Below are 25,307 nucleotides of genomic sequence, written 5' to 3'. Positions count from 1 at the left end.
CAATAGTCCTCATTGCCCGGTCGGCTGTGTACGCGACGGGTCCTGCCACAAAGTCGGCAGGATGTCAGACACGTCGATGTCGCGGTGCGCGTCGGGCACCACGCCCAGGATCGCACCGACGCGCGAGATCGTCCGGCCGACCACCGGCGCGGTATTCCACGCCGCGGTCTTCCACCCGGCGGTTTCCTTCGTGCCGAGCGGCGAATCGAGCATCGCCAGCACGACATAGCGCGGCGCATCCATCGGGAATGCCGCGGCAAACGTCGCCACGTTGCGCGAGTGATCGTAGCCGCCGGACACCGCGGCCTCGGCCGTCCCGGTTTTGCCACCGACGCGGTAGCCCGGCGCATCGCCCTTGCGCCCCGTACCGCGCTGCACGATCAGTCGCAGCATCTGCCGCATCCGCGCGCTCGTCTGCTCGCTGATGACGCGACGACCGGCAACCGCATGACCCGGTGCGACCTTCAACAACGTCGCCGGCCGCCAGATACCGCCATTGACCAGCGCCGCATACGCGCTCGCCAGATGCAGCGGGGTCACCGCGATGCCGTGGCCGTAGGCGGTGGTCATCGTCGTCGTGCGCGCCCAGTATTTCGGCCACAACGGACGGCCCTTCTCGCGCAGTTCGATATCGGGCTTGGTATCGAAGCCCAATTTCTTGAACATCGCCTGCATCTTCGCAGGCCCGACCTCGTCGGCCACACGTGCGGTGGCGATGTTGGACGAGTAGATCAGCGTCTCGGCCATGTTCAGCCAGCGCTTCGGATCGCCGCGCTCGTCGTGGATCGTGAAGCGCCCGACCTGCAGCGGATGGGTCGCATCGAAACGCCGCGCGAACGATGTGACGACACCCGTATCCATCGCGGTCGCCATCGTGATCGGCTTGAACGTCGAACCAAGCTCGAACACGCTCTGCGTCGTGATGTTGCGGAGCTGTTCGCTGCCCGACATGCCGACGCGATTGGGGTTGAAGGTCGGCAGCGAGACCATCGCGATCACTTCGCCGGTCGCCACGTCGAGGACAATGCCGCCCGCCCCCCGCGCGGAAAACGTCGTCATCGCGCGGCCGAGTTCGCTCTCCATCGCCGCCTGGACGCGGTTGTCGAGCGATAGCGCGACCGGCGTGCCGTTGAGCGCAGGGTTGGTCAGCCGCTCGTCGAGCACGCGCTCCATACCGCTCATGCCGTGGCCCGCGGTCGACAGGAAGCCGAGCGCGTGCGCTGCCATCGTCGACTGCGGGTACAGCCGCTGCGTGTCGCGGTCGAACACGATCGCGGGCTCGCCGATCGCGTTGACCTGCTCGACCAGCGCCGGCGACGCGCGCCGCTGGAGATAGATGAAGCTCTTGCCGGACGTCAGCAGCGCATAATAATGCGCCTGGTCGCCCGCCTCGGGCATCAGCGCGGCGAGCTTGCTGGCGATCTCGGTCGGATCGCCGATCAGCTTCTTCGGGTGGACCGCGATCGTCCACGCATCGATCGTCCGCGCGAGCGGCGCGCCGTTACGATCGACGATGTCGCCGCGTGCCGCAATCGCCGCCGAGCGCGCCTGTGGATCGGCGAGCGACGCCTGCACCGCCAGCATCCCGAGTCGACCGACCACCACCAGCACCGCTGCTCCGAACAGGAACATCAGCATCATCAGGCGCGTGTGCGCCGTCGCCACCAGTGCATGACGCTGGTTGGCGCTACGTTGCTGCGAGACGGGCCGGGCGACCAAGGCGGTCACCGCCGCTTACGGCTCTCGGAGCGGGCGCCGCTCATGATGTCACCCAGCGTCGTGTCGGACAGCAGCTTCCGGTCGAGCATCGCGACCGCCTGCGGACGGACCTTAGCGACGGCGGCGAGGCGCTCGGTCTTGGCGGCACGGACGAGCGCGGCCTCGGCGGAGCGTGGCGTGGAGACCGACGCGCGGATCACGACCGGCTTGAGCGCGGTCTTCGACGCCGCCTGGATCGCGACGTTCATCGCGCGGGGTGCGGTAACCTGCGCCATCTGGACCGGGGCAAGCTTCACGACTGCGGGCGCGGCGGTGGCCGGGAAGATCGGCACCGTGACGGCCGAGCCGGCACCCGACGGCACCAGCAGCGCGGCGGTCTGGACCCCGTCCGCGCGCAGGCTGTTGACGTCGAGCGCCGCGAGCGCGGCCTCGCTCACAACGAACTGGCCCGCGGTCGGTGCCGACAGCGCCAGCGTGTCGCCATTCCAGCGCTCAAGCTGGGCCAAGTTGCCCCGCGTGTCGAACTCGGTTTCCAGCGCACGGATGTCGCGCTGCGCCGAGCGGATCTGACCATTGACCGCCTCCAGCTTCTTGCGCTCGGCGGCGACCTGCAGCGACACGAGGTAGAAACCGAGCACGACGGCCACGCAGCCCCCGAACCAGCCCACACCCTTCATCCGATACGCCGCCGTCATGTCGTCACCTCTTCCGTCCAGGGTAAAGCGGCTGTCCGCCGCGCCGTCCGTAATGTCGCCGAGCGCGCGCGCGGGTTGCGCGCGATCTCGGCCTCGCCGGCGCGAACACCGCGGCCGACATGAGAAAAACTAGGTTCCGCAACGGCTTTCACCTGCGGAAGATGACGCGAACCTGAAGGCGACCCACCGGACCGCGTGCGCAGGAAGCGCTTCACCATCCGGTCCTCGAGGCTGTGGAACGTCACGATCGCGAGCCGGCCACCGGGCTTCAGCACGCGCTCGGCCGCCAGCAACCCGTCGGCGAGTTCGCCGAGTTCGCGGTTCACGTGGATCCGGATCGCCTGGAACGCGCGGGTCGCCGGGTCCTTCTTGTCGTGCGCCTTGTAGCCGAGCGCGCGGCGGACGATGTGCGCCAGCTCGCCGGTGCGCGTCAGCGGGCGCGCGGCGACGATCGCGCGCGCGACACGCCGCGACTTGGGCTCGTCGCCATATTGATAGAGCACGTCGGCGATCTCGTTCTCGTCCGCCTCGTTGACGAAATCCGCCGCCGACATGCCGGCCTGCGCCATCCGCATGTCGAGCGGGCCATCGGACTGGAACGAGAAGCCGCGCTCGGCCTGGTCGAGCTGCATCGACGACACGCCGATATCGAGCGTCACGCCGTCGACCGGCGCAAGGCCGCGCGCTTCAAGTTCGGACGCCATCGCCGAGAAGTCCGCGGCGATCAGCGTCAGGCCTTCTTCGGCTTCTTCCATCGCGCGACCATTGGCGATCGCGTCGGGATCGCGGTCGAACGCCACGATCCGCGCACCCGACTTGAGCAGCGCCAGCGTGTAGCCACCAGCGCCGAACGTGCCGTCGACCATCGTCTCGCCGGGCTCAGGAGAAAGCGCGGCCAGGACTTCGTCGAGCAGGACGGGGATATGCGGAGCGTCCGGGTTGCTCACAGCTGAACCCCCTTCTCGGCCATGTAGAAGCGCGCCATCTCCTTGACGACGGGGGGCATGCCGTCGGTGGCGATCAGCGTCGCGGGGTCCCAGATCTCGATATAATCGAGCACGCCGTAGAAGAACGCATGACCCTTGATGCCGGCATAGAAGCGCGGGAACGCGGGCATGATGAAGCGACCGGAGCCGTCGAACGGCACCGCTTCGCCGGACGCGGCGGCGCGCTTGATGTTGTAGTCATACTCGCCGTTCTCGGACGTGTTCTCGGATTCGCGGCGGTCGAGGCGCTCGGCGAGAATGTCGACGTAACCGGGATCATACGCGACCAGGCAGCGATTCTTCTGATGCGCGCCGATGATGATGGTGCCGCCGTCCTTGCCGTTCGCCTTGGGAGCATTCACCGAAAGCGTGGTGCGGAGTGCCGAAGGGATGGCTACCCGGCCCTTGTCGTCGACAAGGCCGATACCGTCTCCTTGATAGCGACCCCGTACCGACACGCCAAAACCCTTCGAACTGGCGCGCACGCTTCACCGCTTCGAAAAGCAGCCATCGCTACGTTTCGACCGCGTTTTCAGCGAACGATGAAAATGCCCCTGTATTAACCTCCATCTACCATAGCGCTTCGGGGACGCAACGGGATTTTTGGGGATTGGACGGATTCTATGCTGGTCTCAACGCTCAGCTTGGCGGATTTCGCGTGTGTATTGGATGTGACCAGCGGCGAGCGGCGGTCAGGGCTGGGGAAATTCGGGGATCTTATGGAGCGCTACGACCTTGAAAATCAAAGACAGACGGTCTGAATCATCGCCCTGCCGGGGGTCATTTTGGACGGGGTAATGCGCTAAAAAGCCACGCCAACGGTCGTCACCACACCGGCGAAGGCCGGAGCCCAGTTGGGGACATTGATAATTTGGGGCGCCGCGCCGTTACTGCGACCGTTCCAACTGGGCATCGGCCTTCGCCGGGGTGGTGTGTATTGACGGAAGCCAGCGCCTGCCCAGAGCACAATGTCGCAGATTACTGCGCAGGTGCCTGTACATTGGCGCTTGGCGCCACGCCCATCTCCGCGAGCGGCTCGCCCGCTCCGGCGGCTTCGGTAACGTTCGAGACGCCCATGTTCGCCACTACGTCCGCCTGCGCAGCACCCGCCGTCGCGACCGGCCGCTCGCGATTCGTCGAGCCGATGATCGCGCTCGCGAGACCGATCAGCAGCACGACCGCGGCGAGGCCGATCATGCCGACCTTGATGCGCTGCATGGTCTGGGAAGGTTCGTGGGGTAACTTCATCTTGCCCTACCTCGATACCCGACTACCGCGCTTCTGTCGATTCTCGGGAACCATACCGCTCAAGCCAAGCCCTTCGCCTGACGCCATTCGGGATCGTACAACGTCGAGAGATAGCGGAATCCGGTGTCGCACAGGATCGTCGCGATCCGCTTGCCGGGTCCCAGGTGCTTCGCCAGCGCCACCGCACCTGCGACGTTGATCCCGGACGACAACCCGAGGCAGAGCCCTTCCTCGTCGAGTAACCGTCGGACCCACGCATAACCCTCCTGATCCGAAATCCGGAACTGCGTATCGATCGGCGCCCCTTCCAGATTGGCAGTAATGCGCCCCTGCCCGATCCCCTCGGCGGCCGAAGAGCCCTCCGCTTTCAGTTCGCCGTGTGCGTAATAGTTATATAGCGCCGCGCCATGCGGATCGCTGAGCGCGATGCAGACCGCCTCGTCCTTCGCCTTCAGTCCCAGCCCAACTCCGGCGATCGTCCCACCGGTGCCCGCAGCGCAGGTGAAACCGTCGATCCGCCCGTCCATTTGTGCCCAGATCTCCTCTGCGGTCCCGACAATATGCGCGCGGCGATTGGCTGTGTTGTCGAACTGGTTCGCCCAGATCGCGCCCGGCGTCTCGTCGGCGATCCGGCGCGAGGTATGGACGAAATGGCATGGCGACGAAAATGCCGCAGCGGGGACCAATACCAGTTCGGCACCTAGAGCCCGCAACGTGTCCATCTTTTCCCGGCTCTGCGTCTCGGGCATGACGATGATCGTCTTGTAGCCCTTCGCATTGGCGACCAACGCGAGACCGATCCCGGTATTGCCCGCCGTGCCCTCGACGATCGTGCCGCCGGGCTGCAGCATTCCGCGCTGCTCGGCATCCTCGACGATGAACAGCGCTGCGCGATCCTTCACCGACGCGCCGGGGTTCGTGTATTCGCACTTGCCGAAGATATCGCAGCCGGTGGCCTCGCTGGGACCTCTCAGACGAACAAGCGGCGTGTTGCCAATCAGAGCGAGCGTGTCGGGTGTCGTATGCATGCGCGCTATGTGGCGTGGTGCCCCGCCCAGAGCAAGCGAGCGAAAGTTTGCACGATTAAACGCCGCCAACGCGAACATCCCAAGCGGATGACATGCTTTTCATGTCGTGTTCATTACAACCAATATATGATCTATGTTAGGAAGTTCGAAACTGGCGGGAGCGGGATGATGGAACAGTATCGGCAGGCTCTGGCCTTGTTGTCGGAAGCGTCAGACCTGATGGAAGGGCTCGGCGACACCCTGATCGCCGCGCATATCGCGACTCCGCTGGCGATGGTCGAAGAACGACTTCAGTCGCAGGATGACGTAGCCAAGCAGGACCGTCCGCTGCACGAGTGAGCGCGGACATCTTACCCGTCATACATACTGCCCTATTCGCCGCTATGCGATGGTACCGCAAACCATAGCCCTTGACGCTCCATGCTGCATGCGCGAAGCGAGGTCCCGCTATGAAAATCCTCCCCATGACCGCCGTCGCCGCGCTGCTCGTGCTGGCAGCCTGCAACTCCAAGCCCGCCTCGCCAGAGGTGCTGGACAGCAATCCCGATCCGATGGCGAACACGCTCGCCAACGCCGCGCCGGTCGAGCTGCCGCCTGCGATCAAGTCCGAGAAGACGCTGCGCTGCAAGGACAACAGCCTGCTCTACGTGACGTTCTTCCAGGGCGACAAGCAGGCGGTCGTCAAGACCAAGAAGGACGGCCCCGCGACGACGCTGAAGTCGGACGTTGCCGGTTCGCCGAAGACCGCCGAGGGCGGCTGGTCGATGACCGGCGACGAATCGAGCGTCACGCTGACCGCGCCCGGCAAGTCGGCGCAGACCTGCCACGCGTAAGTTTCTACGTTTACGAATGACGAAACGGCCGGCGGATCATCCGCCGGCCGTTTTTCTTTGCGCTGCACACCCTTGCCCTCACCGCCTTGGACCGGCACGCTAGTCTGATGGCAACCGTTGCGATCTACAGCCTCAAGGGTGGCGTTGGGAAGACGACGCTTTCGGTGAACCTGGCGTGGTGCGCCGCGACATTGTCGGCGCGCCGCACGCTGCTCTGGGATCTCGACCCGCAGGCGGCGTCGACCTGGGTGCTCGGCGGACCGGGTAAAGTGGATCAGGCGCAGGCGATGTTCTCGAAGGATGTCGCGGTCGCCAAGCAGGCGCGGCCGACCGCCTACCCGCATCTCGACCTGATCGCGGCCGACGCGTCGCTGCGGGGTCTCGACCAGCTATTCCACGAGATGGACAAGAAGAAGCGGCTCGCCAAGCTCCTGTCCGAACTTGCCGCCTATGACCGCGTGATCCTCGACTGTCCGCCGGGGCTGACCGAGACCGCGGACCAAGTGATGCGCGCGGCCGATCTTATTGTGATCCCGGTCATCCCCTCGCCGCTGTCGACCCGCGCATACGACGCGGTGGTCCAACATCTGGGTGGCCGGACGCCGTTGCTCCCGGTCCATGTGATGGTCGACAAGCGTCGCGCGCTGCATGCCGAGGCGCTGGCCCGCCACCCCGACTGGCCGGTGATCCCAATGGCGAGCAACATCGAATTGATGGCGGTCAAGCGTGCACCGGTCGGAGTATTCGCGCCGAAGTCCGCTGCCGCGCAGGCGTTTGCGGACCTCTGGCGCCGGATCGAACACCGGCTCACCGCATGAGCGACGTGTTAGACCCTCAACTTGTGCTCGGCGCCTATTCGGTCGGCGTGTTCCCGATGGCGGACAGCCGCGACGCCGCAAGCGTGTACTGGGTCGAGCCACGCCGCCGCGCTGTCCTGCCGCTCGACGGGTTCCAGCTCTCGCGCTCGCTGAGGAAGACGATCGCCGCGGACCGGTTCCAGGTCACCGTCGACACCGCGTTCGAACGCATCGTCCAGCTTTGTGCCGAAAGCGTCGAGGGCCGCCCCGAGACGTGGATCAACGACGGCATCGAGCGCGTCTTCCAGACGCTGCATGCAATGGGGTTCGCGCATTCGGTCGAGTGCTGGGACGGCGGCAAGCTGGTGGGTGGCCTCTACGGGCTTTCGCTCGGCCGCGCGTTCTTCGGCGAGAGCATGGTCAGCCGCGCGACCGACGCGTCGAAGGTCGCGCTCGCGCACCTCGTCGCGCGGCTGAGGGTGGGCGGGTTCACGCTGCTCGATTGCCAGTTCCAGACCTCGCACCTCGCCTCGCTCGGCGCGATCGAGATCGAGCGCGCGGACTATGTCGCGTTGCTGGGTGCGGCACTCGAGGGAGCGCTCAAGCCATCCTCCGGCGCCGGGGTATCCTCGGCAGCCGGCGACTTTCGTGCGCTCGATCGCTTGGCCGGCAAGGCTTCGGCGGGCGGCGCAGTATCGGGGCCGGTCTCCGGGAAGGTCATCGCGCAGCTCTTGGTCCAGACGTCGTAGACCGGATGCTGGACCGCGTTCAGCGCGGGGCGCTCCTTGTACAGCCAGCCCGAGAACGTCCGCCGCCAATGCGTGTCTACGCCGCGCACCAGCACCTGTACGAACGCGCCGGTCAGCTGCTCCTGCTCCCACGGAGCGGTCTGTTCGCACGCCCGCAACCGCAGCACGACGTCGCCCATGCGCGTCGCCTGACCGGGCTTGAGCGTTACTTCGCGGGTTTCGCCGTTACGCTTGTTAAGCAGCCCGAGCACCGCGACGCGCTGCGCCATGGGCGTGCCGCCATTAGCGATCGCTACGGCACCGGTATCGATCGTCTCTATCGAGGAATTGCCCTGCTCGTCAGCGCCCGGCAGGTCCTGCTGGACCGCGGCCACTTTCGTCGCGTGCGTGGTGAGCGCGCGGTATCCGAACCAGCCGCCGACCGCCAACGCCACGACCAACACGGCCGCGGCGAGCCAGCGCATGATCACCCTTCGGGCGTCCAGGCTTCGTAATCGCCCGTCGCGGCGGCACGGTGGCCACCTTTTTCGAGCGCACCGGCGGGGCGATAGGCCAGCGCGGTACCCGTCAGGTTCGGCACCGCAGGCTTCTGCCACGCACGGATCGGCGGCAATGCGCGATCGGGCACGTCGTCGACCTGATGATGGAGCCAGCTGAACCACGCCGGCGGCACGCGGCTCGCGTCGGTCGCGCCTTGATAGATCACCCAGCGGCGCGGGTTGCCCGCGGTGTCCTTGCCACCTTCGTAATAGACGTTGCCAAGCGCGTCCTCGCCCTTCTTCGCCATGCTGCGCAAGCCGAATTTGGTGCCGAGGGTGGCGCCATTCCACCACGTGAAAGTCGATGCGAGAAAGCCCATGGTTGGCGCTTACCGCGAGTGGGGGCGGGCTTCAACCTCGATGATGGGGAAGGTGTTGAGCGACCCTCTAAACGATCCTTCCCCTGGCGGGGGACGATCGTGGAGTTCGCCGTTTAACGCTTCTGCCTGCAACGGTTCCGCTTCCTTGTTCTCCCGCGAAGGCGGGAGCCCAGACTGGGTCCCCGCCTTCGCGGGGAAACACTTGGCTGGAGACGTCGGCTAGTCACATATCCCACCCCGGCGAAGGCCGGGGCCCAATTGGGTAACGTCGCTAACGAAGCGCTGTTCGCCGTTACAGCGACCTTCCCAATTGGGCCCCGGCCTTCGCCGGGGTGGTGCCATTGATCGAACGGTTCGCGCGCCTACTTCGCGCCCTTGTCCCACGTCACCAGATCGCCCTCGGCAATTCCCAGTTCCGAAGCGCGGCCGCCCACCAATTCCAGCACCGCGCCGACCGGCTCGCCCGACGGGATCGGCTGTTCCGAAAACGGCACGGTATTCTCGGCGATCCGCGCGATCGTGCCGTCGGCGCGTATATAGAGGATGTCGAGCGGGCTCGGCGTGTTCTTCATCCAGAAGTTCGCCACCACCGGCTCGCCACCCTTGGCGGGATACGGCCAGAACAGCATGCCGCCATCGGGCGTCAGGTCGGTACGAAACATCAATCCGCGCGCCTGTTCCGCCTCCGTCTTCGCGCTCTCGACCTTGAACGCATGCGTCCCGTTCGCGCTCTTGATCGTCAGCGGCAGCGTAACGACTGAGGCCACGTCCGAGTCGGCGCGGCTATTCATGTACGCGACACCCCCGGCGCCGACGCCCAGCGCCAGCACTCCGGCCAACACGGCCTTCGTAACGAACATCATCCGAGATCCTCTTCGACCGCGACGGCAAGCGGCCCCTTACGTCCTTCGACGACGCGCGCGCGGAGCGGCTGGTCGGGTTCGACCGTCTCGATCCCGGCGCGGCGCAGCGTTTCCATGTGGACGAAGATGTCGCTGCCATCGGCCCCCCGTACCAGAAAGCCATAGCCCTTCAACCGGTTGAACCATTTCACCGACGCTGCCTCGAACGGTCCCGCCGCGTCGATCATCGCGATCGGGTCGATCCGATCGGGCGATATCGGTGCCCGAACCTGCTCCTCGACCGCGTTAGTCAGATCGATCGAGAGAATCTCGCGCGCTTGGAACCCGCGGCCGCGCTGGACCGACAGCGTCTCGACGCGCGCACCTTCGGGAAGGCTGCGGCGGCCGTGCGCCTGCAGGACGGAAAAGTGCACGAGGATATCGCCGACGGTCTCGTCGTCCGCGACCGCGAAGCCGAACCCGCGCGTAACGTCGAACCATTTGATGACGCCGCCGATCGCACGCGTTTCGGCCGCGCCAACACCCTCAAGCGTCGTCGTTCCCGCTTCCACTGGCCCCACCTCTACCGGCATGTCAGCACCTGCTGCGTGTCGTTACGCATTGTTACACCCCTGGACGCCTTGCTAGCACGGTTCGTCGCAGTCGCAATGAATCCGTTGCGACCCTCAGTCGAAATCCATCGATTCGGGGCTGTCGGACGGCGGTGCAGCAACAATTTTGCGTGCGAGATCGAACCGGTGCCCCGCCCGCAGCATCGCCGCGAGCTGTTTTTCGTGGAGTTTTCGGTCGCCGTCCCCGGTGCCGTAGGGGCCGATTCGCTTGCGTCGTGCGAAGGCGAGTGCCGATTCGACTGCGCGATCGGCGATAGCGGGCGCGACCGACTGCGCGTCGCCTTCGTCGATGCCAGCCTCTCGGAACGCCCCTGCGACACGCCGCGCCCCGAGGCCGCGTCGCTGCATCGCAGCAGCGCGTTGCTCGGCAAAGGCGCGGTCGTCGACATAACCGAGATCGGCCATCCGCTGCGCCAGTTCGCCGGGCTCGGCCAGCGCCGCGCCGGTGCCCCCGTCCCAGCCCCGTTCGCGGATCTTCCGCATCAAATAATCGGTCAGGCGGCCCCGCGTGGTCGCGAACCGCTCGACGTAGCGCAGCGCCATCTGTTCGAGCGCCGCCGCGTCGAGCGGTTTTAGCGCAGGACGCTCGCGCGCCCGGTCCTTGCCGCCGCCTTTGCCCCAGCTCTTGCCGCCGCGCCGCTTCGTACCGCTGCTATCGTCGAACGCGCCGTTTTCTTGGTCGCCGGCATCCAGCGACGAGGGAAACGCGTTGCTTTCGCTGTGGCTATCATCGGTCACGCCATCATTGTGCCACACTGGCACCCGAAGTTGAACGGCTAGACTGAAGATAGGCGTGGTGTGTTCAAACACCGCGACGAACCAAGGCAGGAACTGCGATGACGACCGACACGGCTAACAAGGACGGCATGACCGTAGCGGCAATCGTTGCGACGCCGACCCAAGACGCCCTGCCACGCCGTTTCGCCGATTTCGGCACGCTGGGCGAAGCGCTCGATTATGCCGCTAGCGGTAACCGCGGGCTTAATTTCCACGACGCTCGCGGCAGTTTGTCGCAGCCTTACCCTTATTCGCAGCTCCGGGACGACGCGCGTGCGATGGCGGATCGCATGATCGCCGCCGGTGTCGCCCCTGCCGACCGCATCGCGCTGGTCGCCGAGACCGGTCCCGAGTTCGCCGCGCTGTTCTTCGGTGTCGTCTATGCCGGCGCGTGGCCCGTGCCGCTGCCCCTGCCGACTTCGTTCGGCGGCCGCGATTCGTACATCGAACAGCTCCGCGTCCAGCTGTCGAGCTGCGACCCGAAGATGCTGATCTTCCCGCCCGAACTCGCACAGATGGCCGGCGAGGCCGCGCGCCTGTCGGGCACCGTCGGGATCGACTGGTCCGAGTTCGCCGTGCGCGAGGCACCGGCCGCAACGCTGCCCGAGGCCAAGCCAGACGACATCGCGTATCTGCAATATTCAAGCGGCTCGACGCGCTTCCCGCACGGCGTCGTCATCACGCACGCCGCGCTGCTCAACAACCTCGCCGCGCACAGCCACGGCATGGAGATCTGCGGCACCGATCGCTGCGTCTCGTGGCTGCCCTGGTATCACGACATGGGTCTGGTCGGCTGCTTCCTGTCGCCGATCGCCAACCAAGTCTCGACCGATTACCTCAAGACCGAGGATTTCGCGCGCCGTCCGCTTGCGTGGCTCGATCTCATCAGCCGCAACGAAGGCACGACGCTCAGCTATTCGCCGACCTTCGGCTACGATATCTGCGCGCGCCGCATGTCGTCGCAGACCAAGGCGAGCGATCGGTTCGACCTGTCGCGCTGGCGGGTCGCCGGCAACGGCGCGGACATGATCCGTCCCGACGTGATGCAGTCGTTCGTCGACGCGTTCGCCGATGCGGGCTTCAAGGCGAGCGCGTTCCTGCCGAGCTATGGCCTTGCCGAGGCGACTCTCGCCGTGTCGCTGATGCCGCCGGGCGAAGGCATCCGGGTCGAACTGGTCGAGGAAACGCAGCTTTCGGGTGGCTCGCGCGGCGGGGACCGTCCGCAGCGCTACCGGGCGATCGTCAACTGCGGCAAGCCGGTCCGCGACATGCGAATCGAGATCCGCGAAGAGGACGGCACGCCGCTCCCCGATCGCGCGATCGGCAAGGTCTGGTGCAGCGGCAAGTCGGTGATGGTCGGCTATTTCCGTGACGACGTCGCGACCGAGGCGTGCATGGCCGACGGTTGGCTCGATACCGGCGACATGGGCTATATGTCGGACGGCTACATCTACATCGTCGGCCGCGCCAAGGACATGATCATCGTCAACGGCAAGAACCACTGGCCGCAGGATATCGAGTGGGCGGTGGAACAGCTTCCGGGCTTCAAGGCCGGCGACATCGCCGCGTTCGCGATCACCACGCCTGGCGGCGAGGAAACCCCCGCCGTGCTGGTCCAGTGCCGCAGCTCGGACGAGGCCGAACGCCTGCGCCTGCGTGATGAGATCCGCGAGCGCGTGCGGTCGGTGACGGGCATGAACTGCCTGATCGAACTGATCCCGCCGCGTACCCTGCCCCGCACCTCGTCGGGCAAGCTCAGCCGTGCGAAGGCGCGCAACCTGTACCTGAGTGGCGACATCAAGCCGTACGACATCGCAGCCTGAGACCGTCCTGCCTATGAGCAGGCGGCGAAAGCCCGGCCACGGCTGACATATGGATCGAGCTGTGGCAGGAGCCTGCGCGATCATGCGCATTGGCCCCAAACCGAACTTAATTACACTCACCGCGGGCAATGCGAACCATCTGCTAACCAAGCTGATCTATGACTGACGCCGTGAGTCTCGCACCGCCTTCTCCGTCACGCCGCGTGACCGTCGACATTCCCACGTTGCTGGGGGTTCGCGGCGGCGGGGCGGATCATGTCGAGTGGAGCCGAATCCGCGCCGCACAGCTGTTCGCGGGGCGCAAGATGGCGCTGGTCCTGCTGGCTGCGAATATCGCGGCGGTGCTGGCGACCGGGTTCCTCGTCCGCGACACCGTCCCCGCATGGCAGATCGCTACATGGTCCGCGCTGGTCGTCGCAGTCGCTGCTGCGGTTGGCTTCCGTCGTCTAGCCGTCCACCACAATGGTGAAAGCCAGGCAAGCGTTCGCGATCTGCGCAAGACCGGGTGGGAAGGGCTGGCGCTTGGCCTCGGCTGGTCGTGCGTGCCGATCCTGTTCTGTACGCACGCGCCATCGGGGACGACCGCGGGGCTCGGGATCACGCTGACCGTCTTGATGACTGCCGCGGCGTTTGCGATGGCGCCGCTGGCGCTCGCGACGCTGGTATTCCTGGGGTATCTCGGCGCGGCGATGGTCATCCAGCTGCTGATCGCCGGCACGACCTCGGCGGCATTCGGGATCCTGGGCTTTACCCTTTTGCTGATGGCGGGATGTATCAGTCGCGCCCGCGCGCTCGTGCTGATCCGCGCCAACGAGATCACGCTGAACGAGCGCGACGAGACCGTCAGCCTGCTCCTGCGCGAGTTCGAGGATACCGGGGCGGACTGGCTGTGGGAGACCGATGCCATGCGTCGCATCGTCCGCGCGTCGCCGCGGTTCGCGGTCGCGTGCGGTCTAGAACCCGGCGCCATCGACGGCATGCCGTTACTCCAGTTGTTGGCGGGGCCGAGCTGGGACAGCGGCGAATTCGCACCCGAGTTGCGAACGCTGGCGGAAAAGCTGCGGCGACGCGAGAGTTTCCGCGACGTCAGCCTGCCGGTGACGATCGGCGGCCAGGGTCGTTGGTGGGACATTGCCGCCTCGCCGCGATTTGGCGACGATGGCGAGTTCTACGGATTCCGCGGTGTCATTTCCGACATTACCGAGCTTCGCGCATCGGAAGACCGGATCAACCGGATGGCCCGGTTCGACGTGCTCACCGGATTGCCCAACCGATTGATGATCAACGAGACGCTCGTCAGGACGATGGGTGAGGCCGACCGATGGGGCGGCCGGTATGCATTCATGATGCTCGACCTCGATCGGTTCAAGGCCGTCAACGATACGCTCGGCCACCCGATCGGTGATCGCCTGCTGGGACGCGTGTCCGAGCGACTCGAGGGCTTGATGGCGGACGGTAATTTGTGCGGACGCCTCGGAGGCGACGAATTCGCCGTGATCGTGCGCGATGCGACCGACGCCGGTGCGATAGACGACTTGGCGCGGCGCATCATCGAGACCCTCTCGCAGCCCTACGACATCGACGCACATACGCTGTACATCGGTGCCAGCGTCGGCATCGCGATCGGCCCGCGCGACGGACGCACGGCGGAAATGCTCGTCCGCTCAGCCGATCTCGCGCTTTACCGTGCCAAAGACGCAGGCCGGGGAGTGTATCGCAGCTACGAGCCCGAACTGCATGTGAAGGCCGAGGAGCGACGTATTCTTGAAATGGCGCTGCGCACGGCGCTTGAGAATGGCGAGATGCACCTCGAGTATCAGCCGGTCGTCGATGCACGCGGCGAAAGGCTGGTCGCGTTCGAGGCGCTGTTGCGCTGGACCAGTCCGCGGTTCGGCGTCATCGCCCCCGAAAAGTTCATTCCGCTCGCCGAGGACGCGCGCCTGATCGCGCCGATCGGGGCGTGGGCGCTTCGCACGGCGTGCGAGGAGGCCGCGAAATGGCCGTCCGACATCCGTGTCGCAGTCAACGTCTCTGCCGACCAGCTCCAGAACCCCAATTTCGTGACGACAGTCACCTCCGCGCTGGCGAACACAGGCCTTTCCGCGGATCGCCTCGAACTCGAGGTTACCGAGAGCGTGTTCCTGACCGAGGCGCTTGGCGCGACCAAGGTCCTGGAGCGGCTGCTCGACATGGGCGTGCGGCTTAGTCTCGATGATTTCGGCGTCGGCCATTCCTCGCTCGGCTATCTCAGCCGTACGCGGTTTTCGTCGATCAAGATCGACCGAAGCTTCGTCCGCGACGCCGCCGCCGGGACGCGCGAAGCGGTTGCGATTGTCCATGCGGTGATCGCGCTCGCCCGGAGCCTCGACATCGACACGACGGCGGAGGGCGTCGAAACCGAAGCCGAGCATCGCATGGCGCAGGCGTTCGGTTGCACCAACGTCCAGGGCTTCTATTTCGGTCGCCCGATGCCCGTCGAACAGGCGCGTGCGTTGGCACATGGTCGCTGGAAAGCATCGGCCGCCGCCTAGGCGACCGATGGGCGGTTACCGGGTCGGTCGGCGGTCGCGTCCGGCGAAACTGACGAGGCTTTCCGCGCCGGTTGCCGAAAGTGCGGACACGCCGACGAAATTGTCGTCCACCGGCACCTGCGTCAGGACCGTCCCGGTCCCGGTAACGTCGCGGGTCTCCGCCCAGTTCTGCGCATCGTTGCGCCGCCACCGCACGCGGTAGCCGGCAGCGCCCGGTACCGCAGTCCACTTCACCGTCGTGTCGCGGGACAATGCCCCGGCGATCGACACGTCTTCGGGTGCCGCGGGGGCGCTGGCGATCCGCGACAGCGTGGCGACGTTTATCGCGGTCACCTTCGCCAGATACGGAAAGTCCATGCCCTCGATCGTGTCGCCGTAGACCACGCCCTTCTCGGTGCGCAGGTCCTGGTGCTGGCGGTCCCAATTCTCCGCCGCGACCGAGAACCGTACCGCGGGATAGCCGAGCTTCAGGAACGGTTCGTGATCGCCGCCACGGCCGAATCGATCCGGCCGACGGTCGATCATCACGTCGAGGCCGCCGGGAATGTCCCGCGCAATACCGTCGATCGCCTTGGCGAGCGCGCGGCTGGGCCCGTCATCCTCGCCGCCCTCGGCCCGGCGGCCCTGCTGCGCCACCAGATCCTCCGACGCGCGAATGCCTTCGGAGAACACCCGGACCTTATCGGCGACACGTACCCCGCCCTGCCCGACCGTGTTGCCGACGATATCGTTGTTGAGCATCGCCGACACCTGCCAGCCGCGCGCCTTCGCGGTATCGGCGAGTAATTCGGCGCCCCACAGGCCCTGCTCCTCCCCGGAGAACACCGCGTAAACGATCGTCGCGTCGAACTGGCGCTGCGACAGCAACCGTGCAGCCTCCAGCACTAGCGCGACGCCCGACGCATTGTCGTTGGCGCCGGGCGCGTCGGAGGTGACGTTCATCACGTCGGTGACGCGGCTGTCGATATGCGCGCCTACGATCACGACGCGATTGGGATCACGCCCTTTCTGGATGCCGAGTACGTCCTCCACGATGACGCCGGTCGGTGCGCGTGGTCCGGTAAAGCGGCGCGAGACGCGATCAACGGTGATGCAGCCGCCACACGTCGCGGCGATTTCCTGGAAACGGCTGGCGGCCCAGTTCCGGGCGGCACCGATACCGCGTTTCGGGTCGGTGGTGATCGACGCAGTGTGACGCGTACCGAAGCCAACCATCGCGGTGACGTCCGCCTTCAGGCGAACCGAAGACGGAGCAGGGTAAGGGGCGGCGGCGGCAAGTAGCAGCGGGACGGCAAAAATAGGCATGAGCGGATCGTGGCCTGATCTCGCGCCACGCTCAAGAGGGTAGCGTCACAATCGTTCGCGGCGGGCAATTTTGTGTGCCGACAAGATGTTATGCAAAATGGACCGATCAAATGTTTGAGACTTTTTAAGCCGACTGCTATTATATGGTCAAGAGTGCGAGGACCTAAGATGATCATTGGCCATTCTGTTTCAGACGGCGACGGCGTTATCCTCGCGATAGACGAACCGGTCGCGGCGGTGTTGCAACGCACGCAGAAACAGCTTGTGGGCCTTTCCTACCTATCGATAACGCACCCCGACGACGTCGCGCGTAACCTGAGCCACGTTGCGGCATTGCAACCCAATGGCAATTCAGCCAGAATCCGGAAACGTTACATCGGCGGCGAAGGCGATATCATCACGATGGAAGTCCAGGTTTCGCGACTGGGCAACGGCAAGCCGGGCAGACTAATCGGCACCCTGTGCACCGCTCCTACGCTCGCCGACACAATCAGTGGCGATGCCATGCCGCATCATCTTTGGCGCCGGGCCAAGGACTTGCTGGGAATTATCCGTGCGCGCGACGCGGTACTCGGGTCCGATCTTTTCGCCGATCATGCGTGGACGACGCTGCTGATCGTATACGTCGCAGAAGCCGAGAGCCGAATCGCAAGCGTCGACATGGTTGCCGACCAGCTACGCCTGTCACGGTCGACGCTCGGTCGCTGGGTTCGCGTGCTCCAGGCGAAGTCCCTAATTGAACCGCCAGACAGCAATCTCGATGCGTTGCAACTCACGCAGACTGGCATCAACAGCGTGGAGCGCCTGCTGGCCACGCATTCGGCAATGGCTGTCAGTTGACGTACGCCCCACTCAACTGAGCCGGTCGATCGCCTCTCGCGTGAGCGATCCGGGAATGATCATGACCGGCACCGGCAGCGAACCCGCGTCGGTCCCCGCGAAATGCGCGATCAGTTTGCCTGGAGCACCAGTCGCCGCGGCGCCGAGGACAAGCGCCGCGATATCGGGATTTGCCGCGATCATCTCGCGGATGATCTTGGCGCTTTCCCCCTCGCGCACCGTGATCGACGGACGCAAGCCGGACTCCTCCAGCAACGTACCTGCCGCGCCCGCGACCAGCCCCTCGGCATGCAAGCGCGCCTCTTCCTCGATCGTCGCCTGGACGCCGCCGAACGCGATGAACTCCTGTGGTGGGATCACCGTCAGGATTTCGACGCCGCCGCCGGTCTTGACCGCGCGTCGTGCGGCAAAGCGCAGGGCGATGCCTGCTTCCGGACTGTCGTCGATAACCACCAGATAAATGCGCATTTTCGCCCCCGTTATGTGCCGTAGGTGGCCCGAAGCCGCGCACGACGCAAGACCACGCACCTGTGTCGACGGGGTTGACCCGAGCGGACGAGGGCGCGAGTAGGCATGCCGTTACGTCACGCCCTGGGGAAATCCATGTCGATCGAGATCAAGATGCCTGCGCTGTCCCCGACCATGGAGGAGGGTACCCTCGCCAAATGGTTGATCAAGGAGGGCGACGTCGTGAAATCCGGCGACCTGATGGCCGAGATCGAGACCGACAAGGCGACGATGGAATTCGAAGCCGTCGATGAGGGCACCGTGGTCAAGATCCTCGTCGCCGAGGGTACCGACAACGTGAAGGTCGGCACGGTCATCGCGATCATCGCCGAAGAGGGCGAGGACGCCGCGTCGGTCTCGTCTACGCCCACCAAGAGTGAGACGCCCGAGCCCGCCGCGAAGGAATCGGAAGCCGAGCCGGACCCCAAGGATCCGAACGACACCGGCAGCGAGGCCAAGCCGGTCGAGCGGACCGAGGCTTCGGCCGAGGATCATGGTCGTCCCGACGATGCCGGTGCGGCCAAGCCCGCCGCCAGCGGTGACCGCGTGAAGGCGAGCCCCCTCGCGCGCCGTCTTGCCGCCGACAAGGGCATCGATCTCGGCGCCGTGTCGGGTTCGGGGCCGAAGGGTCGCATCGTCAAGGCCGACGTCGAGAGCGCGAAGCCGGGTGCCGCACCCGCTGCTGCGAAGACCGACACTGCTGCGCCGACGGCTGCCGCTACTCCGGCCCCTGCCGCAAAGCCTACGACCGTGCCGGACATTCCGCACGAGGCGACCAAACTCAGCAACGTGCGGAAGACGATCGCACGTCGCCTGACCGAGTCGAAGCAGACCGTTCCGCACATCTACCTGACCGTGAACGTCCGCCTCGACGCGCTGCTCAAGCTGCGTGGCGAGCTGAACAAGAGCCTCGAATCGCGCGGCGTAAAGCTGTCGGTCAACGACCTGCTGATCAAGGCTCAGGCCGTCGCGCTCATGCAGGTTCCGACCTGCAACGTGATGTTCACGCCCGACCAGCTCATCACCTTCCAGCGTGCCGACATCTCGGTTGCGGTGAGCACGCCTTCGGGTCTGATCACGCCGATCATCGTCGGTGCGGACACCGCCTCGCTGTCGTCGATCTCGACGCAGATGAAGGATCTTGCGGGCCGTGCACGCGACGGCAAGCTAAAGCCCGAGGAATATCAGGGCGGCACCGCCTCGATCAGCAACATGGGCATGTTCGGCATCACGCAGTTCGATGCGGTCATCAATCCGCCGCAGGCGATGATCCTCGCGGTCGGTGCGGGCGAGAAGCGCCCGGTCGTGATCGGTGACGAGCTGGCGGTGGCGACGGTCATGTCGGCCACCGGCAGCTTCGATCACCGCGCAATCGATGGGGCCGACGGCGCGCAGTTCATGAAGGCGTTCAAGCACCTCGTCGAGAACCCGCTGGGCATGCTCGCCTGAGATGGGCCTGGTGTCGTCGTTCAGGTCGCTTTCGGGCACCACCATCGAGATCCTGCACATCCTCGGCGGGCTCGTGGCGGCGGTGGCGATGACCTGGGCGGCGGCATGGTCCTACCCGCTTGGGCAAGACGTGATCTGGTCTTGCGGGGCCGCAGCGATGGTCGCGACCGTGCTGATGGGCGTGGGACCGTTGCGCCGTGCCCGGCGTCTCGACCGAACGACCCGCAGGAGTGAAGCGTGACCGACCTGCCCCCCAACACCGCACCGACGATCCGCGTCACTGCGATGCCCGCCGACGCGAATCCGTATGGCGACATTTTCGGCGGCTGGCTGATGGGCCAGATGGATTTGGCCGCCGGCTCTGTCGCCTCGCGGCGTAGCGGCGGCCGTGCCGTCACGATTGCGGCGGATGCGATGAAGTTCCACATGCCGGTCGTCGTCGGCGACGAAGTCTCGGTCTACGCGCACCTGATCGCGGTCGGCCGGACCTCGATGACGATCGAAGTCGAGGCCTGGCGTCGTGCGCGCCATAGCAACGACAGCTGCAAGGTAACCCAGGCTCGCTTCATCTTCGTGGCGGTCGGCGACGATCGCAAACCGCGGCCCGTGCCGCCCGAAACCAACTGATCCAAAGGATTTTCCGTGGCTGATACCTATGATCTCGTCATCCTCGGCTCGGGCCCCGGCGGCTACGTCGCCGCGATCCGCGCGTCGCAACTCGGCCTGAAGGTCGCGATCGTCGAGCGCGAGCGCCTGGGCGGCATCTGCCTCAACTGGGGCTGCATCCCGACCAAGGCACTGCTCCGCACGTCGGAAATCTATCACTACATGCAGAACGCCGAGAGCTACGGCCTCAAGGCGGACAATGTCGGCTTCGACCTCGCCAAGATCGTCGATCGTTCGCGGAAAGTTGCGGGTCAGCTGAACGCAGGCGTCAAGGGCCTGATGAAGAAGAACAAGGTGACCGTCGTCGAGGGCGTCGGCACCGTCACGGCCAAGGGCAAGTTGAGCGTCAAGCAGGGCGACAGGACCGTCGAGCTCGAAGCCAAGAACATCATCGTCGCGACCGGCGCCCGCGCCCGCGACCTGCCGTTCGCCAAGGCTGACGGCGAGCGGATCTGGACCTATCGTCATGCGATGGTGCCGACCGAGATGCCGACCAAGCTGCTGGTCATCGGATCGGGCGCGATCGGCGTCGAGTTCGCCAGCTTCTACAATGACATGGGCGCCGACGTGACGATCGTCGAGATGCTCCCGCGGATCCTTCCCGTCGAGGACGAGGAAGTCTCCGCGTTCATGGACAAGGCCCTGACCAAGCAGGGCATCAAGCTGCTGACCCAGACCGGGCTCGAGGGTCTTGCACCGTCCGCGAACGGCGTCACCGCCAAGATCAAGGCTAAGGACGGCAAGGTTTCCGAAGAGACGTTCAGCCACGCGATCATCGCGATCGGCATCGTCCCCAACACCGAGAACATCGGGCTGGAAGCGCTCGGCGTCGAAACCGACCGCGGCCACATCAAGACCGACGGCTATGGCCGCACCAATGTCGACGGCATCTGGGCGATCGGCGACGTCACCGGCGCGCCGTGGCTCGCACACAAGGCCAGCCATGAGGGCATCATCGCGGTCGAGAAGATCGCGGGCGGTTCGCCGCACCAGATGGACAAGGCCAACATCCCCGGCTGCACCTATTCGCGCCCACAGGTCGCCAGCGTCGGCATGACCGAGGCGAAGGCGAAGGAAGCCGGTTACGAGCTGAAAGTCGGCAAATTCCCCTTCATCGGCAACGGCAAGGCGATCGCGCTGGGCGAGGCCGAGGGCTTCGTGAAGACGGTGTTCGACGCGAAGACCGGCGAGTTGCTCGGCGCACACATGGTCGGCGCGGAAGTGACCGAGCTGATCCAGGGCTATGTCGTCGCGCGCCAGCTCGAGACGACCGAGGCCGAGCTGATGGAAACGGTGTTCGCGCATCCGACGCTATCCGAGATGATGCACGAGAGCGTGCTGGCCGCGTACGGCCGGGCGATCCACTACTGACCTTGCGATCCTCCCCCGCCAGGGGGAGGTGGCGCCGAAGGCGTCGGAGGGGGAGGTTACGAAGCAGGCGTGGTCGCTTACCTCCCCCTCCGTCTGGCAAGCGCCAGTCACCTCCCCCTGGCGGGGAGGATTTGACGTTGGTACGCCGCGCTTTTCCGTCATCCTGACTAAAGGCAGGATCCAAGATACCGCCCGCAGCCCGTTGTAACTCTGGATCCTGACTTTCGTCAGAATGACGACGTGTAATGGCAGGCATGCTAGCGGCCCTGTACCAGCGATATCCGGCCGACCGACCGATCCGGGCAAACTATGCCGTTTCGGCCCTATCTTTCTTGACTGTTGCGTGTGACGCACCGAAAGGTCGCGCCAGCCATCAGGTCCGGCTGGAAGGATCTCGCGGCTAAGACTTCAACGTGCAGGACCCACGAATGTCGATCGAACCTGCCGCTCGCCCCCAACAGCGCTACATCGCCATAGCCGCAACCGGGCTGTGCATCGCATCGCTCGCGCTGTTCTGGCCGGGCACGGCGATGTACGACACCGTTGCGCAATACCGGCAAGTCCTGTCGGGCGTGTACGACGACTGGCATCCGCCGGCGATGGCGCGCGTCTGGGCGCTGCTCGCGGCGTTCGGCCCCGGTGCGACGCCGATGCTGGTCCTGCAACTCGTCACCTATTGGCTGGGCCTAGGGCTGATCGCAGCCGCGCTAGCCCGGTTCGGGCGCTCGCGGAGCGCTGTGGTCATCTTCGCGATCGGCCTGCTCCCGCCTTTCCTCGGCTGGCAGGGCGTCGTTCTCAAGGACGCGCAACTCGCCGGTGCGCTGCTCGCTGCAGTCGGAATTGTCGGCTGGTGGCGGCTTGCGCGCCGTCCGCTGCCCGGCGTGATGTTGGTTCCGATCGCGGTGCTGCTGGCCTACGCCGTGCTGATCCGCGCCAACGCCGTCTTCATCGTCGTCCCCCTGCTCGTCACGCTCGCCCCGCGCCCGACCCACCCTGTAGCAAAGCTTGCAACCGGCCTTATCGCGGTGGTGCTCGTGCTCGGCGTTGCGCCCGTCGTGAACCACCGGCTGCTCGGCGCGCAACCCAGCGGGGTCGAGTCGACACAGGCGCTCTACGACCTCGCCGGCATAGCCGCGCGCGTCCCGACCAGCGACACCACCGGCCTTACGCAGTCGGAGGCTGCGACCGTGATCGCCCGGGGTTGTGCGAAACCGTTCTTCTGGGATCCGCTAGGCGACGAGGCGCATTGCGGGACGACGATGGCACGGCTGCGCGCGCTGCCGACCGGGGCGCTGTACGTCACGTTGGCGTCGGCGGCGCTGCATCATCCGATCGCCTATGCCGGACACCGCCTCGCGCACCTGAACTCGACCGACCGCTGGTTGGTCCCATTCCATTGGCCGAGCGCAGCACCGCCTGCCGCGTCCGAGCCGAACACGCTCGGGCTCGCCAATCCGGGTGCCGCAGCCCATGCTTGGGAGGCGCTGACCGCCGTGGTGGTCGAGACGCCGCTCGGCTGGCCGATCGCGTGGATCGTCGTCGCGATCACCGCGATTGCCGCGAGCGTGTCACGAGCGCGCGATCCGGCCCGCGATCTTGCCACTGCGCTGCTCGTGTCCGCGCTGGCGCTCGAGGCGAGCTTTGCGGTGCTGAGCATCGCGTCCGACCTGCGCTATCACCTGTGGCCGATGATGGCGACCGCGGTGGCGACCGTGCTGCTCGCCGATCGCGCGCCGCCGCGAAGAATACTCGCGGTCGGCGCAGGCGTCCTCATTCTGGTCGTCGGCTGCGGGATCGCCGCACGCGTCCTGCTGCCCCAACCGCCGCAGACTTATGCGGGCATGCTCGGCTGAGTTACCGGCGGCGGCGCAGCTTTTTCCGCGGATAGAGCACCGTGTCGTAATATTCGGTCGTGGTGGTGGTCGTCGTCACCGGCACGGACTGCACGACCACCGTCGTCGAGCCGGTCGGGTACGCTTGGCCGCTGGTCGTCGTCACCGTGGTGAGACCATCCGGCGATGTCCAGCTGCCCCCTGGTGCCACAACATGGCTACGGGGTTGCGGGTACCCAGCGTCATAGGAGGGCGGCGGCGGCGAGTAGTCGTTCACGTAGGACGGAGCTGCATAGCCGGCGCCATATCCTGGAACCGGCGGCGGCGGTGCCGGACGACCGCGATCCTCGGCCTTGTCGATCGCATAGCCGGCCGCGGCTCCGAGCCCCGTCCCGATCAATGTCCCGCCGAGTCGATTGCCACGACCGCCGATGACGTTGCCGGCGACGCCGCCTGCGACCGCGCCAATCGCGGCGCCACCCAGACCGGTGTCGCGGCGGGGTGCTGGGCGATCCGCGTAGGGCGTGACGTACCCGCGATCGCTCGGGGCCGAATAGACCTCGTCGTTCCGTGCATAGGCGCGCGGGTCGGCTGCGACATAGCCGCTGCCGCCGGCACGATCCCAGTCTATGTCGCTTGTCGTATCGTAGACCGACCCGCGCGCGTCGATCAGCACGGCGTCGTCGTAGTAGCGCGTCCAATTATAGCCCTGCGGCGGCTGCGCGAGACCGTAATTCGACCAGTCGCCGACGTAGAAGCGCGGTGCGTTCCAATAGGCGGGTACGGCCCAGCCGCGATGCGGACGGCGATAGCCGGCCCAGCCACCGGGGGCGTTGGCACCTGCCCACCAGCGCCCGCCGATCTTGCTGCCCCAGCGTGCAGACCGCGGCGCAACGACCGGTCGGATCGGCGCCTGCACGACAGGCGTCTGCGCGGCAATCGGCCCGGGACGGCCGGGACGGGCCATCGGCGCCTGCATCCCAGCGCCGGGGGCGGTCCCAGGCGCGGGATAGCTTGCGCCGGGACGTTGCGCGTCCGCGACACCGCCTGCCAACACCAGCCCCGCGCTCGCGATCAAAAGCCTCCGCATGTCCGTCTCCCTGGTTTGCCACCCGATCCAGCGCAAACGCCGGATATCTTAACGCGTTGCTTACCAAGTGTGAGGGGGAGTCGCCAGAAGGCGTGCTGTCCCGAAACGGGGCGCGTCAGTACGTGCTAGGCAAGCCGCTCGGCCAGCAATGCCGCCAGCGCCTCGCACCCCGCCGCATCCTCGACATCGAATCGCGCGGGTTCGGGGCTGTCGAGGTCGAGCACTGCGATCAGTGTGCCGTTGCGGGTCACTGGTACCACCAGTTCCGACCGGCTTGCCGCGTCGCAGGCTATGTGCCCCGGGAAAGCATGGACGTCCTCGACCAACTGCGTCTTCAGCGTCGCGGCGGCGGCCCCGCAGACGCCCTTGCCCACCGGGATGCGGATGCAGGCGACCTTGCCCTGGAACGGGCCGAGCACGAGTTCGCCCCCCTGCGCATCGGGTAGGAGGCGGTAGAACCCCGCCCAGTTCAGGTCGGGGAGATATTCCCACACCAGCGCCGCCGCATTCGCCATGTTGGCGATCGGATCGGTCTCGTCCGCTGTCAGCGCGTCGAGTGCGGCGAGCAGGTCGCGGTAGAGATCGGCCTTGGTGCCGGCGGAGATATCAAACTGGTACATCTGTCTTCCTTGATTGAGAGGCAGCTAACGCTCCCCCAAATCCGTCACCCAGCGAAAGCTGGGGTGACGCAGCGGCAATGTGGCGATCCTCCCCCGCCAGGGGGAGGT

The 25,307-nt window shown here is 66.0% G+C and carries 26 protein-coding genes and 1 pseudogene; 12 read left to right on the top strand and 15 right to left on the bottom strand.

The features are described 5' to 3' along the window. Positions 1-9: 9 nt before the first annotated feature. From C8J42_RS02510 to C8J42_RS02485, 6 genes are all read right to left on the bottom strand, one after another. A complete protein-coding gene (locus C8J42_RS02510; RefSeq protein WP_056486659.1) occupies positions 10-1,728 on the bottom strand; it encodes a penicillin-binding protein 2 in 1,719 nt (572 codons plus the stop codon). Then, positions 1,725-2,414, bottom strand: coding sequence for a hypothetical protein (locus C8J42_RS02505; RefSeq protein WP_133018785.1), 690 nt, complete (start codon positions 2,412-2,414; stop codon positions 1,725-1,727). The genes C8J42_RS02510 and C8J42_RS02505 overlap by 4 nt, the downstream gene beginning before the upstream one ends. Then, complete coding sequence (rsmH, locus tag C8J42_RS02500; protein WP_133018784.1) at positions 2,411-3,361, bottom strand: 16S rRNA (cytosine(1402)-N(4))-methyltransferase RsmH; 951 nt, start codon at positions 3,359-3,361, stop codon at positions 2,411-2,413. Before rsmH ends, C8J42_RS02505 begins: the two co-directional genes overlap by 4 nt. After that, entirely contained in the window at positions 3,358-3,885 is a 528-nt protein-coding gene (locus C8J42_RS02495; protein ID WP_243644025.1) for a division/cell wall cluster transcriptional repressor MraZ, read from the bottom strand. Before C8J42_RS02495 ends, rsmH begins: the two co-directional genes overlap by 4 nt. Before the next feature lie 493 nt (positions 3,886-4,378). Continuing rightward, a complete protein-coding gene (locus C8J42_RS02490; RefSeq protein WP_243644023.1) occupies positions 4,379-4,648 on the bottom strand; it encodes a hypothetical protein in 270 nt (89 codons plus the stop codon). A 59-nt stretch (positions 4,649-4,707) separates the two neighbouring features. Then, positions 4,708-5,676: a cysteine synthase A gene (locus tag C8J42_RS02485; protein WP_133018782.1), complete on the bottom strand. Its 969-nt coding sequence runs from the start codon at positions 5,674-5,676 to the stop codon at positions 4,708-4,710. A 168-nt stretch (positions 5,677-5,844) separates the two neighbouring features. Here C8J42_RS02485 and C8J42_RS02480 point away from each other — a divergent pair, with 168 nt between their 5' ends. The 4 genes from C8J42_RS02480 to aat all read left to right on the top strand — a co-directional run bounded on the left by C8J42_RS02480 (position 5,845) and on the right by aat (position 8,055). After that, positions 5,845-6,015 carry a hypothetical protein gene (locus tag C8J42_RS02480; RefSeq protein WP_165895405.1) on the top strand — a complete coding sequence of 57 codons (171 nt, stop codon included), beginning with the start codon at positions 5,845-5,847 and terminating at the stop codon, positions 6,013-6,015. A gap of 110 nt (positions 6,016-6,125) precedes the next feature. Beyond that, on the top strand, positions 6,126-6,509 hold the full coding sequence (locus C8J42_RS02475) for a hypothetical protein (RefSeq protein WP_056486670.1): 384 nt from the start codon (positions 6,126-6,128) through the stop codon (positions 6,507-6,509). Positions 6,510-6,616: 107 nt separating this feature from the next. Further along, positions 6,617-7,327: a ParA family protein gene (locus tag C8J42_RS02470; RefSeq protein ID WP_133018780.1), complete on the top strand. Its 711-nt coding sequence runs from the start codon at positions 6,617-6,619 to the stop codon at positions 7,325-7,327. Then, entirely contained in the window at positions 7,324-8,055 is a 732-nt protein-coding gene (aat, locus tag C8J42_RS02465; RefSeq protein ID WP_133018779.1) for a leucyl/phenylalanyl-tRNA--protein transferase, read from the top strand. Before C8J42_RS02470 ends, aat begins: the two co-directional genes overlap by 4 nt. Here the strand turns inward: aat and C8J42_RS20415 are convergent. The 5 genes and pseudogenes from C8J42_RS20415 to C8J42_RS02440 form a co-directional block, all read right to left on the bottom strand. Beyond that, a pseudogene (locus C8J42_RS20415) lies at positions 7,998-8,324 on the bottom strand (DUF2155 domain-containing protein); the annotation flags it as partial. The gene aat and the pseudogene C8J42_RS20415 overlap by 58 nt on opposite strands. 197 nt (positions 8,325-8,521) lie before the next feature. Next, complete coding sequence (locus C8J42_RS02455; RefSeq protein WP_133018778.1) at positions 8,522-8,914, bottom strand: NADH:ubiquinone oxidoreductase subunit NDUFA12; 393 nt, start codon at positions 8,912-8,914, stop codon at positions 8,522-8,524. A gap of 362 nt (positions 8,915-9,276) precedes the next feature. Continuing rightward, entirely contained in the window at positions 9,277-9,705 is a 429-nt protein-coding gene (locus C8J42_RS02450) for a DUF192 domain-containing protein (RefSeq protein WP_243644110.1), read from the bottom strand. A 68-nt stretch (positions 9,706-9,773) separates the two neighbouring features. Continuing rightward, positions 9,774-10,349 carry a cold shock domain-containing protein gene (locus C8J42_RS02445; RefSeq protein ID WP_133018777.1) on the bottom strand — a complete coding sequence of 192 codons (576 nt, stop codon included), beginning with the start codon at positions 10,347-10,349 and terminating at the stop codon, positions 9,774-9,776. A gap of 93 nt (positions 10,350-10,442) precedes the next feature. Next, positions 10,443-11,126, bottom strand: coding sequence for a RecX family transcriptional regulator (locus tag C8J42_RS02440; protein ID WP_347812398.1), 684 nt, complete (start codon positions 11,124-11,126; stop codon positions 10,443-10,445). Positions 11,127-11,224: 98 nt separating this feature from the next. Between C8J42_RS02440 and C8J42_RS02435 the strand changes: the two genes are divergently transcribed. Both C8J42_RS02435 and C8J42_RS02430 read left to right on the top strand, forming a co-directional pair. Beyond that, on the top strand, positions 11,225-12,988 hold the full coding sequence (locus tag C8J42_RS02435) for a fatty acyl-AMP ligase (protein WP_133018776.1): 1,764 nt from the start codon (positions 11,225-11,227) through the stop codon (positions 12,986-12,988). Between the two features lie 158 nt (positions 12,989-13,146). Next, entirely contained in the window at positions 13,147-15,519 is a 2,373-nt protein-coding gene (locus tag C8J42_RS02430) for a GGDEF and EAL domain-containing protein (protein ID WP_133018775.1), read from the top strand. Between the two features lie 15 nt (positions 15,520-15,534). Here C8J42_RS02430 and C8J42_RS02425 read toward each other — a convergent pair whose 3' ends face one another. After that, a complete protein-coding gene (locus C8J42_RS02425) occupies positions 15,535-16,824 on the bottom strand; it encodes a M28 family metallopeptidase (RefSeq protein ID WP_133018774.1) in 1,290 nt (429 codons plus the stop codon). Positions 16,825-16,992: 168 nt separating this feature from the next. On the opposite strand from C8J42_RS02425, the gene C8J42_RS02420 reads away from it, so the two are divergent. After that, complete coding sequence (locus tag C8J42_RS02420) at positions 16,993-17,664, top strand: PAS domain-containing protein (RefSeq protein ID WP_133018773.1); 672 nt, start codon at positions 16,993-16,995, stop codon at positions 17,662-17,664. Between the two features lie 12 nt (positions 17,665-17,676). On the opposite strand, the gene C8J42_RS02415 is transcribed toward C8J42_RS02420, so the two are convergent. Then, the gene (locus tag C8J42_RS02415) at positions 17,677-18,132 is read right to left on the bottom strand and encodes a universal stress protein (RefSeq protein WP_133018772.1); all 456 of its coding nucleotides are present in this window, start codon (positions 18,130-18,132) and stop codon (positions 17,677-17,679) included. Between the two features lie 135 nt (positions 18,133-18,267). Here C8J42_RS02415 and C8J42_RS02410 point away from each other — a divergent pair, with 135 nt between their 5' ends. The 5 genes from C8J42_RS02410 (at position 18,268) to C8J42_RS02390 (ending at position 23,510) form a co-directional block, all read left to right on the top strand. Further along, a complete protein-coding gene (locus C8J42_RS02410; RefSeq protein WP_133018771.1) occupies positions 18,268-19,620 on the top strand; it encodes a pyruvate dehydrogenase complex dihydrolipoamide acetyltransferase in 1,353 nt (450 codons plus the stop codon). Between the two features lie 10 nt (positions 19,621-19,630). Beyond that, complete coding sequence (locus C8J42_RS02405; protein ID WP_243644020.1) at positions 19,631-19,861, top strand: hypothetical protein; 231 nt, start codon at positions 19,631-19,633, stop codon at positions 19,859-19,861. 44 nt (positions 19,862-19,905) lie between these two features. Then, positions 19,906-20,247 (top strand): acyl-CoA thioesterase, encoded by a 342-nt coding sequence (locus C8J42_RS02400; protein ID WP_107952653.1) that lies wholly within the window; start codon positions 19,906-19,908, stop codon positions 20,245-20,247. Positions 20,248-20,262: 15 nt separating this feature from the next. Further along, positions 20,263-21,657: a dihydrolipoyl dehydrogenase gene (lpdA, locus tag C8J42_RS02395; RefSeq protein WP_133018770.1), complete on the top strand. Its 1,395-nt coding sequence runs from the start codon at positions 20,263-20,265 to the stop codon at positions 21,655-21,657. Positions 21,658-22,085: 428 nt separating this feature from the next. After that, complete coding sequence (locus C8J42_RS02390) at positions 22,086-23,510, top strand: hypothetical protein (RefSeq protein WP_133018769.1); 1,425 nt, start codon at positions 22,086-22,088, stop codon at positions 23,508-23,510. A 1-nt stretch (position 23,511) separates the two neighbouring features. On the opposite strand, the gene C8J42_RS02385 is transcribed toward C8J42_RS02390, so the two are convergent. Together C8J42_RS02385 and C8J42_RS02380 are read right to left on the bottom strand one after the other, a co-directional pair. Continuing rightward, the gene (locus tag C8J42_RS02385) at positions 23,512-24,579 is read right to left on the bottom strand and encodes an RcnB family protein (RefSeq protein ID WP_133018768.1); all 1,068 of its coding nucleotides are present in this window, start codon (positions 24,577-24,579) and stop codon (positions 23,512-23,514) included. A gap of 125 nt (positions 24,580-24,704) precedes the next feature. Next, a complete protein-coding gene (locus tag C8J42_RS02380; protein ID WP_133018767.1) occupies positions 24,705-25,199 on the bottom strand; it encodes a GAF domain-containing protein in 495 nt (164 codons plus the stop codon). Positions 25,200-25,307 lie beyond the last annotated feature (108 nt).

The sequence above is a fragment of the Sphingomonas sp. PP-CE-1A-559 genome (assembly GCF_004340965.1).
Lineage (GTDB): Bacteria > Pseudomonadota > Alphaproteobacteria > Sphingomonadales > Sphingomonadaceae > Sphingomonas.
This window is presented reverse-complemented; position numbering and strand designations above follow the sequence as displayed.

Coding starts and splice junctions, on each gene's coding strand:
- C8J42_RS02505 (WP_133018785.1), bottom strand. CDS start 2,414: ATGACGGCGGCGTATCGGATGAAGGGTGTGGGCTGGTTCGGGGGCTGC.
- C8J42_RS02490 (WP_243644023.1), bottom strand. CDS start 4,648: ATGAAGTTACCCCACGAACCTTCCCAGACCATGCAGCGCATCAAGGTC.
- C8J42_RS02485 (WP_133018782.1), bottom strand. CDS start 5,676: ATGCATACGACACCCGACACGCTCGCTCTGATTGGCAACACGCCGCTT.
- C8J42_RS02480 (WP_165895405.1), top strand. CDS start 5,845: ATGGAACAGTATCGGCAGGCTCTGGCCTTGTTGTCGGAAGCGTCAGAC.
- C8J42_RS02475 (WP_056486670.1), top strand. CDS start 6,126: ATGAAAATCCTCCCCATGACCGCCGTCGCCGCGCTGCTCGTGCTGGCA.
- C8J42_RS02470 (WP_133018780.1), top strand. CDS start 6,617: ATGGCAACCGTTGCGATCTACAGCCTCAAGGGTGGCGTTGGGAAGACG.
- aat (WP_133018779.1), top strand. CDS start 7,324: ATGAGCGACGTGTTAGACCCTCAACTTGTGCTCGGCGCCTATTCGGTC.
- C8J42_RS02455 (WP_133018778.1), bottom strand. CDS start 8,914: ATGGGCTTTCTCGCATCGACTTTCACGTGGTGGAATGGCGCCACCCTC.
- C8J42_RS02450 (WP_243644110.1), bottom strand. CDS start 9,705: ATGAATAGCCGCGCCGACTCGGACGTGGCCTCAGTCGTTACGCTGCCG.
- C8J42_RS02445 (WP_133018777.1), bottom strand. CDS start 10,349: ATGCCGGTAGAGGTGGGGCCAGTGGAAGCGGGAACGACGACGCTTGAG.
- C8J42_RS02435 (WP_133018776.1), top strand. CDS start 11,225: ATGACGACCGACACGGCTAACAAGGACGGCATGACCGTAGCGGCAATC.
- C8J42_RS02430 (WP_133018775.1), top strand. CDS start 13,147: ATGACTGACGCCGTGAGTCTCGCACCGCCTTCTCCGTCACGCCGCGTG.
- C8J42_RS02425 (WP_133018774.1), bottom strand. CDS start 16,824: ATGCCTATTTTTGCCGTCCCGCTGCTACTTGCCGCCGCCGCCCCTTAC.
- C8J42_RS02420 (WP_133018773.1), top strand. CDS start 16,993: ATGATCATTGGCCATTCTGTTTCAGACGGCGACGGCGTTATCCTCGCG.
- C8J42_RS02415 (WP_133018772.1), bottom strand. CDS start 18,132: ATGCGCATTTATCTGGTGGTTATCGACGACAGTCCGGAAGCAGGCATC.
- C8J42_RS02410 (WP_133018771.1), top strand. CDS start 18,268: ATGTCGATCGAGATCAAGATGCCTGCGCTGTCCCCGACCATGGAGGAG.
- C8J42_RS02400 (WP_107952653.1), top strand. CDS start 19,906: ATGCCCGCCGACGCGAATCCGTATGGCGACATTTTCGGCGGCTGGCTG.
- C8J42_RS02390 (WP_133018769.1), top strand. CDS start 22,086: ATGTCGATCGAACCTGCCGCTCGCCCCCAACAGCGCTACATCGCCATA.
- C8J42_RS02385 (WP_133018768.1), bottom strand. CDS start 24,579: ATGCGGAGGCTTTTGATCGCGAGCGCGGGGCTGGTGTTGGCAGGCGGT.
- C8J42_RS02380 (WP_133018767.1), bottom strand. CDS start 25,199: ATGTACCAGTTTGATATCTCCGCCGGCACCAAGGCCGATCTCTACCGC.